The organism is Amycolatopsis dongchuanensis, assembly GCF_039542405.1.
GTDB lineage: Bacteria > Actinomycetota > Actinomycetes > Mycobacteriales > Pseudonocardiaceae > Amycolatopsis_E > Amycolatopsis_E sacchari.
This window is the reverse complement of record NZ_BAABIB010000100.1, coordinates 34,481-48,184: the sequence shown is the minus strand read 5'-3', so window position 1 is coordinate 48,184 and position 13,704 is coordinate 34,481. Positions and strand designations below refer to the sequence as shown.

Below are 13,704 nucleotides of genomic sequence, written 5' to 3'. Positions count from 1 at the left end.
GCCGACTGACTGCAACACCAGCCCCACCAACCACAACACGAGTTACGAGACATCCCTTAGGCGGTCCGCGCGTTCGCGGGCGCAAGGTGGGTGACGCAGGCGTCTGGCTCTGCGAACGGTTCCAGCGCGGTCGCGGTCACCGGGGCCCGCAGTTCGCTCAGCGCGCCCTGCATCAGCCCGAGGTGCAGGGGACAGACGATGTCGCGATGCCGCTCGGCGAGTTCCAGGAAGGGACAGTGCCGGAGCAGCACCCGGTCGGGTACGCCTCCGTCGCGGGGAACCGCTTCCGGCGCGAACCCGAGGTCGTCGAGCATCGCGACCAGGCGGTCGGTCGCGCCTGCTCGGGTGATCGTCTGGGACGGGACCGGCCGGTCGATCAGGTGCGCCCCCCAGGCGCGGCCCATCTCGGTCGCGGCCGGCGCCGGCTCGGTGGTGGTCGAGGTGACGTAACCGAGCAGGATCTCCGCCAGCATCCGGTAGCGGCGCTCGTCGCCGCGGGCCCGCCCCGGCCTTGGCAGGTACACCGCGCGCGGCCGTCCAGGACCGGAGGGCGTGCCCATGATCCGCTCCACGATCCCGGCATCGACCAGGGCGTCGAGGTGGAATCGAGCGGTGTTGGGGTGGATGCCGACCTGCTCGGCGATCCCGGCAACGCCCACCGGTTCCGTGGCGCGCTGGATCGCCTGCAGCACCTGGCGGCGGCGCTCGCCACCCGGGTCGTGCGCGGTCATCGTCGCCTCCCTGGCATCGGTGGATGACGCTGAGACGGAGTTTACACTATTACCACTTGTATTAATTGGGCATACCTGCTGAGCTGGTTCCACCGAGTCACGCTGCGACCGCCGATCACCTCGATGCCGGGCGCACGGGGCATCTTCGATCCGGAAAAGGACACGACATGGGGTCGGCAACAGAGATCTACCTTCGGGGTTCGGCCGGCGATCCAGCGGTACGTGCGCTCGCCTTGCTGCGCGACCGCAATGACGAGCTGCTCGCCGAGACGTGGGCGAAGGCGGCGCTGCTCAGCGAACTGCGGCTCGCCGCCGCGGACCGGCAGACCGCGCGAGACGGCATGGTCGTGTTCTGCACCGACCGGGTCCTGTGCCACCTGGTCTCGGTCGACTGGGCGCTCTACGCGCCCGCATCGGGAGCCGCCGACACCCGCCTGCTGGTGCGCGCGCTGCGCGCCCAGCACCAGATCATCACCGGCCACATCCACGATCTGCGCGCGGCCAGCACCGCCGACCAGGTGAACGCCGCCGCCCACGCGGTGGCCACGGCGCTCGCCGCCTGCCAGGAGGTCGAGCGCAGAGTGTTGCTGCCCGCGCTCGCCGAGCTGCCCGGGGTAGACCTCGTCTCCCTCGTCGAGGACCTGGAAACGCTGCTGGACGGGGGCAGCCTGGAGCCGCCGGACGAGCTCGACGTCCGCGGGATCCCGCACGGCCAGCGGCATCCCCGCATTTTCGGCAGCTTTGCCCGGCTGGCGAAGGGCGAGTCGTTCGTGCTGGTCAACAACCACGACCCGAAGCCGCTTCGGCGCGAGTTCGAAGCCACCTACCCGGGGCAATTCGCTTGGGAATACGTCGAATCCGGCCCCACCGAGTGGCGCATCAGGATCGGCCGTTTCCCGGTGGCCGCGCACGACGGCCAGGTCGATGCCTGACCCGCACCAGGCCGTGTCGCCCAGTCGGCCACGCGTGCTGTGCGATGCGCACGCCACGCTCGCCGACACGGCGGTGCCGGCAGGCGTGCTCTGGCGGCTGGCCGAAACGGATCGGCAACTCGACGCGAACCTGGTGCGCCTGGCACCGGGTGAACATGTTGGCACACATGCGGAATCCGCCCTGGACGTGCTGCTCGTCGTGATCGCCGGAACCGGGATGCTGACCACCCGCGACGGCGCGCTGGCGCTCACCGAAGGCGCGGTGACCTGGCTGCCGAAGGGCTCGACCCGCGCCATCGCCGCCGGCGCTCACGGCCTGGCCTACCTCACCGTGCACCGGCGGCGGCCGGGCCTGCGGATCGGCAGCAGGCCGCCGGGCTGGCCGGAGCAGGCGAACCGCCGGGCCGCCGGCGAGACGGACCTACCGTGACCGGCGTCATCCACCCACCACGCCCGGCCCGCCGGTACCCGCCACCGCGAGCGGCCAAGGGGTCGGCCCTGCTCGGGAATCTGCGCACGGCCGACCCCAAACGGCTCGGGATCATGTACCTGACCACGTCGTTCGGGTTCTTCCTCGTTGGCGGCGTGCTGGCCCTGCTGATGCGCACCGAGCTCGCCCAACCGGGACAGCAGTTCCTGTCCCCTGAGCAGTACAACCAGCTGTTCACCATGCACGGCACGATCATGCTGCTGCTGTACGCGACGCCAACCGTCTTCGGGTTCGCCAACTACCTCCTGCCGTTGCAGATCGGTTCCCCCGACGTCGCGTTCCCCCGGTTGAACGCGTTGTCCTACTGGCTCTTCCTCTTCGGCGGGTTGATCGTGCTCTCCGGTTTCCTCACCCCTGGCGGTGCCGCGGATTTCGGCTGGTTCGCCTACACCCCGCTGTCCGACGCGATCCACTCCCCCGGCATCGGGGCCGACCTATGGATCAGCGGGCTGGTGGTGTCCGGGCTCGGCACCATCCTCGGCGCGGTCAACATGATCACGACGGTGGTCTGCCTACGCGCCCCGGGAATGACGATGTTCCGGATGCCGATCTTCACCTGGAACATCCTGATCACCAGCATGCTCATCCTGGTCGCCTTCCCGATCCTGACCGCGGCGCTGCTCGGTCTGCTCGCCGACCGGCGGCTCGGCGCGCACGTGTTCGACCCGGCAAATGGCGGGGCGATCCTGTGGCAGCACCTGTTCTGGTTCTTCGGCCATCCCGAGGTCTACATCGTCGCGCTGCCGTTCTTCGGCATCGTCACCGAGATCATTCCGGTGTTCTGCCGCAAACCGCTGTTCGGCTACCAGGGCATGGTCTACGCGACCCTGGCGATCGCCGGGTTGTCCGCGACCGTGTGGGCACATCACATGTTCGCCACCGGGGCGGTGCTGCTGCCGTTCTTCTCCCTGATGAGCTTCCTGATCGCGATCCCGACCGGATTCAAGTTCTTCAACTGGATCGGCACCATGTGGAAAGGGCAGCTCACCTTCGAGAATCCGATTCTGTGGTCGATCGGCTTCATGGTGACGTTCCTGTTCGGCGGGCTGACCGGCGTGCTGCTCGCCTCTCCGCCGATCGATTTCCACGTCACCGACACCTATTTCGTTGTCGCGCATTTCCACTACGTGCTCTTCGGCACGATCGTGTTCGCGACCTTCGCCGGAATCTATTTCTGGTTCCCCAAGATGACCGGCCGGATGCTCGACGAGCGATGGGGCAAGCTCCATTTCTGGACCACGTTCCTCGGTTTTCACCTCACCTTTCTCGTCCAGCACTGGCTCGGCGCGCAGGGCATGCCCCGGCGCTACGCCGACTACCTGAGCTCCGACGGGTTCACCGTGCTCAACACGGTTTCCACGATCGGCTCCTACGTCCTCGGCGCGTCGATGCTTCCGTTCATCTACAACGTCATCAAGAGCTACCGGTACGGCGAGGCCGTCACCGTGGACGACCCGTGGGGCTACGGGAACTCACTGGAATGGGCCACCTCCTGCCCGCCGCCAAGGCACAACTTCACCGAGCTGCCCCGCATCCGCTCCGAGCGCCCGGCCTTCTGGCTGCACTACCCGCACATGATCGAGCGGATGACCGCGGAAGCCCATGTCGGCCATCGCCGACCGTCTGCGGAGCGGCACCCGCCTGGGGTGAACGGCGGTCACCGCCCCCGCGGTTGACCCGGTATCACGGCCCCCATAATCTCGCGGCATGAACAAGCGTTCTCCCGAAACCACGCTGATCCGCGACTCCGGGCGCGGCAACGAGGCCGCGATCCTCAACGCGGCGCTGCAGGCGTACGGGGAGAAGGGTTTCAACGGGGCATCGATGCGCGATGTGGCCCGTGGAGCCAACACGAGCCTGTCCAACCTGTACAACTACTTTCCGTCGAAATCGCATCTGCTCGCCGAACTGTTGCGGCGGGCGAACAGCGAGCTGCTGGCCAGGACCACCGCCGCGATCGAGGCCGCCGGCGACGACCCGGTCGCGAAGCTGCGTGACGCCGTCAAGGCTTATGTCGGCTTCGTGGTGGACCACCAGACCGCCGCGCTGGTGGCGATCAGTGAGGTCCGCTACCTCACCGGCGAGGAGCGCAGCCGGGTGGTGGACGCCAGGGACCGCACGCAGTCACTGTTCGAGCAGATCGTCGCCGACGGTGCCCGCACCGGCGTGTTCGCCACCCCGTACCCCAAGGACGCGGCCCGCAGCATCGTGTCGCTGTGCTCGGCGATCTCCACCTGGTACCGCCCAGGCGGCCGGCTGTCCAAGAAGACACTCGGCGAACAGCACGCCCGCTACGCCCTGGCCCTGCTCGAAGCCCCCCTCACGCCATGAGGCCCGGGCCCGCGATCACAGCACGGTGAGGTCGCTGATCTTCCAGGTGTCGCCGGTCTTCTTCGCCACCACCGACAGCTGGGCGGCCGCATTGCTGGTCTGGTTGGTGTCCCCGCGGGTCGATCGCTGATCCGCCATGACCAGCAGCTGGGCCTGGTCACCATCCAACCTGGTCACCGCGGTCGCCCTGATGGTCGTGGTGAGCACCAGCTTCTGTGCCGGGGCGAGCCGTTTCACCTGCTCGAACAGCTGGTTGTACTGCTCGACCGCGCCGTCGCGGAGCAGGTTCTGCGCGGCGTTCTGGGTCTTCGCGGTGTCGCTGAAGTCGAACGAGAACACCGTCTCGACCGCCTTGTTGACCTGCCCGAGCACATCGCTGGTGGCCGCCGCGTCGGTGAGCGCGGTGTTGCGGGTGTCGTCGTCGGAGGCCGGCGCCCCGGCGATACCCGCCGCCACCGCCGTTGCGGTGAACACCACCAGCAGCACGAGCAGGATGATCACCTGCCGCCGGCGCCGGGGGTCGACCTCGACGGTGTCCGACGCCGGCGACGGCTCCCCGGTCTTCCGCTGGTCCCCGGTCTCCCGCTGGTCCACCGCATCCGTCTGGTCCACGGTCTCCTGCTCGGACCGGCGGACCGGGCTCGGTGCCGCGTCGCCGCGTGACCGCCCGGCCACGGTCGGCCGGCGTCGATGTGGTGCTGGCGCGCTGCCCTTGCTTCGCACGTGTGGCATGGCCGGTACTCCTTTCGCGATGGGTCAGCCGCCGATGGCGAGCGCTTGGATGGAGCTGAGCTTCCATCCCTGGTCGGTCCGCTGGAGATCGGCCTGGAAGCGGTTCCGTTTGGTCACCGGCTGCCCCTGGTCCGGCGTCACCACGATCTCGGCCACCGCGATCATCTTCGCGGTCCCGCCGGCCGCGTCCAGCTCGGTGAGGCCACCGCTGAGGATCTTGGCACTGGTCGAGGTCCGGCCGTTCTTGATCACCTGGCTCTGCTGCTGCCGGGACTTCTTGACCTCCTCGTTGAGCGGCCCGGTGGACACCCGTTCCCACTCGTCGAGCCCGGCGTCGACGTTGCGGTAGTCGAGCGTGCCGAACACGGCGATGGCCTGCTCCCCCGCCCGCTCGGCCTCTCCCCTGGTGTGCGCGGCGGCCGCCGCGGCGTCGCCGCCGGAGAGCCAGGCCGTCACGAACCAGACGGCGGCCGCGAGGGCCACCACGGTCAGCGCGGACAGCGTGACGAGAAACGGCTTGCCGACCCACATCGGGGCACCGGCCCGCTTCCGCGCGTTCTCGGTTTGGTCCGTCATGCGTTCTCCGTTCGGCACGCTGTTGTCGTGGTTCACCGTGGCAGCCCGAGCAATCCGGCAAGGTCGGTCGGCCCGCTGATCCCGGTCAGCCCGGCCAGTCCCGGCAGCGGCGCCGGGCTGCCGGCCGGCCCCGGCTGCTGCTGGGTTCCCGGCGCGCTCGGCGCGCGCCGCGGGGTCCCGCCGTACGGCGCGTTCTGCGCGCCGCGAACCGAGGTGGGGCTCCCGGGGGGCTCGGCGCAGTAGAGGTCGGGGTTCGCCGGCCGGGGCGCGACCTGGTCGGCCGGTCGCAGCCGGGTGCCCTGATAGCCCTTGGTGCACACGAGCGGGTCGAAGAAGTTCAGCACCAGGCCGAGGTGGGCGGTGCCGTCGCCGGGCACCACGGTGTTCGCGGCCGCGGTGAGCACCGGGTAGGTGGCGAGGATGTTCTCCAGCCCGCTGGTGCGCGGGCCGAGGATGTCGGCCGTGGTGAGCAGGTTGGCGATCACCTTGCCGAGTCCCGGCCCCGATTCCGCGAGCAGCCCGGACAGCTCGGCGGAGACCGGTGGCACCGCCCGGATGAAGTGGTCGAGGTTCGGGTTGGCCTTCTTCAGCTCACCCGCGAGCAGCCGCAGGTCCGAGCTGAACGACCGCAGGTTGCCGGCTTCGGCGTTCTGGGTGGTCAGCACCGTACGGGCCGAGGACAGCAGGTCCTTGGTCGCCGGCAGGTACTCCTTGGCCGTGGCGGCGAAGGCACTGGTCGAGTCCAGCACGGTGCGCAGGTCCGGCCCGGCCCCGTTGAACGCGTTGTACAGCTCGTCGACCACGGTCTTCAACGAACCGGTCGGCACGCTGGCGGCCAGCGCGTCGACGTTGCCGAGCAGCTGGTCGAGCGGCACCGGGGTGACCGTGTCCTTGGCCTTGATCGTGGACCCCTCGGTGAGGAACGGCCCGTTGCTGGTCCGCGGCCGCAGGTCGACGTACTGCTCGCCGACCGCGGACCGGTTCGCGACAACGGCCTCCACGTCGGCGGGCACCGCGGGCGCACCGTCGTTGATGACCAGCTCCACCTCGGTGCCGTCCGGGACGACGTTGAGGTCGCCGACCTTGCCGATGGTCACCCCGCGGTAGGTCACGTCGGCGTTGGTGAAGATCCCGCCGGAATCCGCCAGCTGCAGTTTGACCACCATGCCGCCGCGGCCGAACAGGCTCTGCAGCCCTGCGTAGCGGAAACCGGTGTATCCGATCCCGGCCACCGCGATGACCAGGAAGATCGCGACCTGGATCCGAACCCTCCGAGTGAGCATCAGGCACCGCCAAGCAAGGAGTTCAGCACCCCGGCCAGTCCCTGCTGCCCGGCGGCCGGCGGCGGTGCCGATGAAGGCACCGGCGACGCCAGCGGCAGCGGGGCGGCCGGAGCCGGGGCGACCGGCGGGTTCCCCATACCGGGCAGCGCGATCGGCGGCTGCTTCGGGTTGAGGAACAGGTTGGTCAGCAAGCTGTCCAGCTTGAGGTCGAGCCGGAGGTCCAGGTTGGTGTAGTCACCGCGGATCGCTTCCCGGGAATGGCTGGTGAACGGGAAGGTCAGCAGGGTGTCCAGGGCCCTCGGCAGCTTGTCGCCCGCCTCGGTCAGCTTCTGCAGGGTCGGCTGCAGCGCGCGCAGGTCGGCGATCAGGTCCTCGCGGGACCTGGTGATGGTGTCCACCGCGACGCCGGACAGCCCGTCCAGCGACTGCAGCATGTGCACCAGGTCACCGCGCTGCTCGGCGAGCACGCGCAGCCCGGGCTCCAGGTTGTCCAGCGCGTTGCCGATGTTGTCGTTCTGCCCGACCAGCGTGGCGGAGAGCCGGTTCAGCCCGTCGATGGCCCTGGTGATGTTGTCGCGTTGCCCGGCGAGGTCGCCGGTGAGCTTGTCGACGTTGGTCAGCAGCGCGCGGATGTCGCCCTCCTTGCCGGCCAGCGCGTCGTTCACCTCGCGGCTGATCGTGCGCAGCTGCTCGACACCGCCCCCGTTGAGGAGCATCGACAGCGCGCCGAAAACCTCCTCGACCTCCGGGTTGCGGTTGGTCCGCTGCACCGGGATCACCGCGCCGTCCGCGAGCTGCGTCGGGGCGGGCGCGGTGGGGCTCGTCAACGACACGTACTTCTCACCGAGCAGGCTGGACTGCACGAGCATGGCGTTCGCGTTCGCCGGCAGCTTCACGTCGCCGTTGATGGCCACCGTGACCTCGGCCGTCCAGCCGTCCGGGGCGAACCCGATGTTCTCCACCCGGCCGACCGGGACGTCGTTGACCTTCACCGCCGCCTGCGGCACCAGGTCGAGCACGTCGGCGAACTGAACCTTAAGCTGGTACGGGTGGTCGCCGAGGTCGGCGCCACCCGGCAGGGGCGCGCCGTACAGGCCGCTGAACCCACCGGACCCGCAGCCGGTCACGGCCACGCTGAGCACCGCGGCAAGGCAGCCAAGGGACACACGCCTCTTCATCAGCGACCACCTCCGGACTGGGTGGGCGAGAGCAGCGGCAGCGGCGGGAGATTCCCGCTCTGCAGCCCACCGACGATCTGCGCCGCCGACGGCAGCGGAACCGCACCGTTGAGCACCGGGGCCAGCTTGTCGCAGGTATCCGCCAGCGCCTGCGGGAGCTGGGTCGGCGTGCCGCGCCGGAGCAGCCCGCAGATCGTGACGATCGGCGGGGTGGACAGCTCGTTCGGGTTGGCCCGGATGTCCAGCGTGCCGGAACTGGCGTTGTAGGCGTTCGCCAGGTTGCCCAGCGTCAGCGGTGCCACGTCAAGGGATTCGGCCAGCGCGCCACGCTGATCGACCAGCACCTGGGTCACCGCGGCCAGCTTGTCCACATTGGACTTGATCCGGCCACGGTTGTCCGCGACGAAGGTGCGGACCGAGTCCAGCGCGGTCGCCAGCTCGCCGAGCGCCTGGGTGAGGTTCTGCCGCTCACCGGCGAGGAACGCGCTCACATCGGTGAGCTGGCCGCTCAGATCGCGCAGCTGCCCGTCACTGGTCGCCAGGGTTTCGGTGAACTTCCGGAGATTGTCGACGGTCGAGAACAGGTCACCGCGGTTGTCCGACAGCGTCGCGGTGAGACCGGCCAGCTTCGTGATGGTCTCGTTGATCGCCGCACCGTTACCGGCGAGGTTGCGCGCCCCGACGTCGAGCAGCGCGGACAGGGACCCGTCCGCGTTGGCGCCCTTGGGCCCGAGCGCGGTGGTGACCTGGTCGAGGCTCCGGTACAGCTCGTCGACCTCGACCGGGGTCGCCGTGCGCGCCATCGGGATGACCGCGCCATCGGCGATCTTGGGGCCACCGGTGTAGACCGGGGTCAGCTGCACGTACCGGTCGGCGACCAGGCTGGGCGGGACGACGACCGCGCCGGCGTCCGCCGGCACGTCGATGCCGGGGTCGATGGTCAGCTCGACCCGTACCTGCTCCCCCTCCGGGGTCACCGAGTCGATGGTGCCCGCCTTCACCCCGAGTATCCGGACGTCGCCGCCCTCGAACACGCCGATGCCCTGGGAGAACAGCGCCGTCACCTTCGTTCCGGCCGAGCGGGACGTGATCCACCACGCGCCGCCCGCCGCGACCAGCGTCAGCACGAGCACGATCGACAGCCGCCGCACGGCCTTCGTGGGAATGCTCATCGGCCGCCTCCGGTGACCCCTGAGTTCGTCGCCGGGGGCTCACAGCCACCCGGATTGATGTTGAGCAGGTTGAGGTTGACGGTCGGCGGCAGCAGGCCGCACACATACACGTCGAACCAGTGGCCGTTGCCGAGGGTGTTGGCGAACAGCCGGTAGAACGGGGCGAGCTGGTTGAGGCTCACGTTCAGGTTCTCCTGGTTGCGTTCCAGCAGCCCGGTCACCTGGTCGAGCTGGGCCAGCGCGGGCGCGAGCTGCTGCTGGTTGTCCGACACCAGCCCGGCCAGCTGCACCGAGAGCGCCCTGGCGCCCTGCAGCAGCGAGCTGATCGCCGTCTTGCGGGCCTGCACCTCGTCGAGCAACAGCGTGCCGTCACCGATCAGCCGCTGGAACTGGCCGCTGCGGTCGGCGAGGGTCTTGCTGAGCTGACTGGTGTTGTCAAGGAGCTTGTGCAGCTGCTCGTCGCGGCCGGCGATCGTGGTGGACAGCGCGGACAGGCTGTCCAGCGCTGGCCGGATCTGCTCCGGGGTACCGGAGAACTCCTGCGCGATGGTCTGGAAGCTCTGCGCCAGCTGCTTGGTGTCGATCTGGTCGACCGTCCTGGACAGCCCGGTGAAGGCGTCACTGACGTCGAACGGCGCCTTCGTCCGTGCCACCGGGATCGGGCTGGCGGGGTCGAGCGGGGCCTTGCCGGCGGACTCCAGCGCGACGTACTTCTGCCCGAGCAGCGTCTTGATCTCGATGGACGCCCTGGTCTGGTCGCCGAGGAAGGCGTTCTTCGCCCGGAAACTCACCAGGACGTGCCCGCCGTTCAGTTCGATCTTCTTGACCTGACCGATCTTGACGCCGGCCATGCGGACCTCGTCGTCCGCCTTCAGCCCGGCGGCCTCGGTGAATTCGGCCTGGTACACCGCTCCACCACCGATCAGCGGCAGGTCGTCGTAGAAGTAGGCGGCGACGGTCAGCAGCGCGATGATCACCACGCTGGCGATGCCGATCGGGACGGGATTGCGTTCCTCGAAGGCTTTCACGATGTACACCTCGACGGGGTCTGGGCGAGCGGCACCGGGAGCACCGGGACGTTCAGCCCGAGCGACTGCACGCCGACATTCCCGACCGCCGCGCACAGGTAGAAGTTGAACCAGGAGCCGTACGAGGCCGTTGGGGTGATGGTCTCCACGTTGCGCGGCAGGTTGTTGAGGAACTGCTCGACCAGGCTGGAACCGCGGTTCAGGTTGGCCGCGAGCGCGCCGAGCCCCGCGATGTCCTGCTTGAGCGGTTCCCTCGCCTCGGCGAGGAACCCGCTCGTGGTCGCGCTCAGCTCGGCGAGCGCGCTGACCGACTCCCCGATCGGCTCCCGGTCCGCGGCGAGCCCGGTGACCAGTTCCTGCAGGGTGCCGACCAGCCCGGAGAGTTCGTCCCCGCGGCCGTTGACGGTGTCCAGCACGGTGTTCAGGTTGTCGATCACCTGGCCGATCGCCTGGTCCTTGCCGGCGATCGTCGACGCCAGCTCCGTGGTGTGCCGAAGCAGCGAGTTGATCGTGCCGCCCTCGCCCTGCAGCACCTGGATCAGTTCGTAGGACAGCTTGTTGACGTCATCCGGCGACAGCGCCTGGAACAGCGGCTTGAACCCGTTGAACAGCTGGGTCAGGTTGAGCGCCGGCTTGGTCTGCCGCAAGGGAATGGTGTCCCCCGGGTTGAGCACCCCGCCGGCGTCGCCCGGCTGCTGTTCCAGCGCGATGTAACGCTGGCCGACCAGGTTGCGGTACTTGAGCACGGCCTGGATCGAGCGGGGCAGCTTGCGGCCGGCGTCGACCGAGAAGTCGACCCTGGCCACGTTCTCGTTGTCGCCGCCGACCTCGATCGCGTCGACCTGGCCGACTCGCACGCCGGACACCCGGACGTCGTCGCCGACGTTCAGCGAGGTCACGTCCGAGAACACCGCGTGGTAGGAGTTCGACGGCTGGAAGGTGATGTTGGCGATGGTGGCCGCGAGCAGCAGGGTGGACAGCACGGTGAACACCACGAAGATGGACAGCTTCGTCACCGGCCCGACGAGCGACTTCACCGGACGGTCACCTCCTGGCCGCGATAGAGCGGCCCGACCAGCACGCTGCTCCACTGTGGAACGTCACCGGGGGCGGTGCCCATCGACGGCGCGAGCAGCGTCGCGACCAGCGCACGTTCCGCCGCCGAATTGGCCAGCGACGGCACCTGCTGCCCGGCCGCGGCCGGCGTGGCCATGGCGCCGTCGAGTAGCGAGTTCATGCCGGAGGGAGTCCTGGTGGAACCGGCCGGCGGCGGGGTGGAGCCGTCGCGGAGCGGCCCGGCGCCCGGGTACTGCGGGAAGTTCCCGTTGGTGGCGATCGGGTAGCAGGCCGGGCCGCGTTTGTCGTTGTACGCCGGCGTGTCCCTGCCCGGCACGTATTTGCCGCGGCTGGCGGTGATCTCGATGGTCAGGTTCAGGGCATGGTTGTTGTTGCGCCCACCGCCCCAGATCTCGTCGAGTTTCGGCACCAGGTCGGAGAGCTGGCCGAGCAGGCACGGGTACTCCGGCGCGTACTTGGCCAGAAGCTCCACTGTGGACCTGCTGGCACCGACCAGCCCGATCAGGTTGTTCTTGTTCACTTCCAGGAAGCTCCGCAGGTCCGCGGAGGTCGCGGACAGGCTGTCGAACAGCCCGTGCAGGTTCTGTTGCTGGTCCACCAGGGTTTTGCTCGTCACCGTGAGATCGGACAGGGTTTGCAAGAGGTCGGGCGCCGCGTCGCGGTAGGCGTCGGCGACCCCGGCGAGCTGCCGGATGTCCTCGGTGAGGTCGGGCAGCGACGGGTTGAGCTCCCGCACGTACTCGTTGAGAGTGACCAGGGTCTGGCCGAGGTCCTTGCCACGGCCGTCGGAGAGCGCGTCGGACACCGCGGTGAGGGTGCTGGACAGTTTCTCCGGCTGGACCGACTTGAGCACCGGCATCAGGCTGTCGAGCACGCGGTTCAACTCGACCGCGGCCGACGAGCGGTCGAGGCCGATGGTGTCGCCGGCCTCGATCCGCCCGACCGCGCCGGTCTTCGGCAGCACCAGGTTGACGTAGCGCTCACCGAAGAGCGTCTTGGGCAGCAACCTGGCCGTGACGTTCTTCGGGATCAGGTCGATCTTGTCCGGGTTCAGTGCGAGGTGCAGCGTCGCGCCTTCGAAGGAGGTGTCGATGCTGCGCACCTCGCCGACGATCACGCCGCGCACCTTCACGTCCGACTGCGGCAGCAGCTGGTCGCCCAGCTTCTGCACGCGCAGGTCCACCATGACGACCGGGGTGAAGCGCTTCTGGTAGAAGGCGATCGTCAGCGCGAAGAACAGCACGATCGCGAGCAGGTACACCAGGCCGAGCACCCGACGCGGAATCGCCGGCAGCACACCACGTTCGGCGCTCATCCGGCCACCCGCACCGTGGTCGTGGTGCCCCAGATCGCGAGGCTGAGGAAGAAGTCGAGGATGACCACGGTGACGATCGCGGTCTTCACCGCGCGCCCGACCGCGACCCCGACGCCCGCGGGACCGCCGCCAGCGGTGTACCCGTAGTAGCAGTGGATGAGGATGATCACCACGGCGAAGACCAGGATCTTCGCGAAGGACCACAACACGTCCTCCGGCGGCAGGAACAGGTTGAAGTAGTGGTCGTACGTTCCGGCGGACTGGCCGTTGAACGTGATCGTGATGAACCTCGACGCGACGTAGGAGGCCAGCAGGCCGAGGGTGTACAGCGGCAGGATGGCCACGAAGCCGGCGACCATCCTGGTGGTGACCAGGTAGGGCAGGCTCGGGATGCCCATCGTCTCGAGCGCGTCGATCTCCTCGGCGATGCGCATCGCGCCGAGCTGCGCGGTGAACCCGGAGCCGACGGTCGCCGAGAGCGCGATCCCGGCGACCAGCGGGGAGATCTCGCGCGTGTTGAAATAGGCGGACACAAACCCGGTGAACGCCTCGGTACCGATCTGGTTCAGCGCCGCATACCCTTGCAGGCCGACCACGGTGCCGACGAACAGGTTGAGCGCCACCATCACGCCGATCGTCCCGCCGATCACCGCCAGCGCGCCGCTGCCGAAGGACACTTCGGACAGCAGCCGGATGATTTCCTTGGAATACCGGCGAATCGTGCGAGGAATCCACAGGAAGGCACGGATGTAGAACCAGAGCTGGTTGCCGTAGTCGTCGAGGCTCGCCACCGGTTTCCTGGCGGCCTTCCTGGCGCGATCGGCGATCACGGCACGCTTGGGCATGGTGTCGACCACGG

14 protein-coding genes are annotated in these 13,704 nt (G+C 68.8%); 4 read left to right on the top strand and 10 right to left on the bottom strand.

Features of this window, described 5'->3' with window-relative positions:
* Positions 1 to 56: 56 nt before the first annotated feature.
* Entirely contained in the window at positions 57 to 731 is a 675-nt protein-coding gene (locus tag ABFX51_RS27145) for a helix-turn-helix transcriptional regulator (RefSeq protein ID WP_017984999.1), read from the bottom strand.
* Between the two features lie 233 nt (positions 732 to 964).
* On the opposite strand from ABFX51_RS27145, the gene ABFX51_RS27140 reads away from it, so the two are divergent.
* From ABFX51_RS27140 to ABFX51_RS27125, 4 genes are read left to right on the top strand one after another with little or no spacing between them, the layout of a single operon-like run.
* Positions 965 to 1,663: a DUF2249 domain-containing protein gene (locus ABFX51_RS27140; RefSeq protein WP_017985000.1), complete on the top strand. Its 699-nt coding sequence runs from the start codon at positions 965 to 967 to the stop codon at positions 1,661 to 1,663.
* Complete coding sequence (locus ABFX51_RS27135; RefSeq protein ID WP_346055302.1) at positions 1,656 to 2,093, top strand: cupin domain-containing protein; 438 nt, start codon at positions 1,656 to 1,658, stop codon at positions 2,091 to 2,093. The genes ABFX51_RS27140 and ABFX51_RS27135 overlap by 8 nt, the downstream gene beginning before the upstream one ends.
* The gene (gene ctaD / locus ABFX51_RS27130; RefSeq protein ID WP_346055301.1) at positions 2,090 to 3,829 is read left to right on the top strand and encodes an aa3-type cytochrome oxidase subunit I; all 1,740 of its coding nucleotides are present in this window, start codon (positions 2,090 to 2,092) and stop codon (positions 3,827 to 3,829) included. The genes ABFX51_RS27135 and ctaD overlap by 4 nt, the downstream gene beginning before the upstream one ends.
* 31 nt (positions 3,830 to 3,860) lie before the next feature.
* Positions 3,861 to 4,484, top strand: coding sequence for a TetR/AcrR family transcriptional regulator (locus ABFX51_RS27125; RefSeq protein WP_017985003.1), 624 nt, complete (start codon positions 3,861 to 3,863; stop codon positions 4,482 to 4,484).
* Between the two features lie 15 nt (positions 4,485 to 4,499).
* Here ABFX51_RS27125 and ABFX51_RS27120 read toward each other — a convergent pair whose 3' ends face one another.
* Genes ABFX51_RS27120 through ABFX51_RS27080 form a run of 9 tightly spaced genes read right to left on the bottom strand, consistent with a single transcriptional unit; the run spans position 4,500 to position 13,702 of the window.
* Positions 4,500 to 5,216, bottom strand: a complete 717-nt coding sequence (locus ABFX51_RS27120) for a hypothetical protein (RefSeq protein WP_346055300.1) — start codon at positions 5,214 to 5,216, stop codon at positions 4,500 to 4,502.
* A 24-nt stretch (positions 5,217 to 5,240) separates the two neighbouring features.
* The gene (locus ABFX51_RS27115; RefSeq protein WP_346055299.1) at positions 5,241 to 5,792 is read right to left on the bottom strand and encodes a hypothetical protein; all 552 of its coding nucleotides are present in this window, start codon (positions 5,790 to 5,792) and stop codon (positions 5,241 to 5,243) included.
* 32 nt (positions 5,793 to 5,824) lie between these two features.
* A complete protein-coding gene (locus ABFX51_RS27110; RefSeq protein ID WP_346055298.1) occupies positions 5,825 to 7,075 on the bottom strand; it encodes an MlaD family protein in 1,251 nt (416 codons plus the stop codon).
* Positions 7,075 to 8,253 (bottom strand): MCE family protein, encoded by a 1,179-nt coding sequence (locus tag ABFX51_RS27105; RefSeq protein ID WP_017985007.1) that lies wholly within the window; start codon positions 8,251 to 8,253, stop codon positions 7,075 to 7,077. The genes ABFX51_RS27110 and ABFX51_RS27105 overlap by 1 nt, the downstream gene beginning before the upstream one ends.
* The gene (locus ABFX51_RS27100; protein WP_346055296.1) at positions 8,253 to 9,425 is read right to left on the bottom strand and encodes an MCE family protein; all 1,173 of its coding nucleotides are present in this window, start codon (positions 9,423 to 9,425) and stop codon (positions 8,253 to 8,255) included. Before ABFX51_RS27100 ends, ABFX51_RS27105 begins: the two co-directional genes overlap by 1 nt.
* Positions 9,422 to 10,453, bottom strand: a complete 1,032-nt coding sequence (locus ABFX51_RS27095; protein ID WP_017985009.1) for an MCE family protein — start codon at positions 10,451 to 10,453, stop codon at positions 9,422 to 9,424. The genes ABFX51_RS27100 and ABFX51_RS27095 overlap by 4 nt, the downstream gene beginning before the upstream one ends.
* A complete protein-coding gene (locus ABFX51_RS27090) occupies positions 10,450 to 11,490 on the bottom strand; it encodes an MCE family protein (RefSeq protein WP_017985010.1) in 1,041 nt (346 codons plus the stop codon). The genes ABFX51_RS27095 and ABFX51_RS27090 overlap by 4 nt, the downstream gene beginning before the upstream one ends.
* Positions 11,487 to 12,845, bottom strand: a complete 1,359-nt coding sequence (locus tag ABFX51_RS27085) for an MCE family protein (RefSeq protein WP_346055295.1) — start codon at positions 12,843 to 12,845, stop codon at positions 11,487 to 11,489. The genes ABFX51_RS27090 and ABFX51_RS27085 overlap by 4 nt, the downstream gene beginning before the upstream one ends.
* Positions 12,842 to 13,702 (bottom strand): MlaE family ABC transporter permease, encoded by an 861-nt coding sequence (locus ABFX51_RS27080; RefSeq protein WP_017985012.1) that lies wholly within the window; start codon positions 13,700 to 13,702, stop codon positions 12,842 to 12,844. The genes ABFX51_RS27085 and ABFX51_RS27080 overlap by 4 nt, the downstream gene beginning before the upstream one ends.
* Positions 13,703 to 13,704 lie beyond the last annotated feature (2 nt).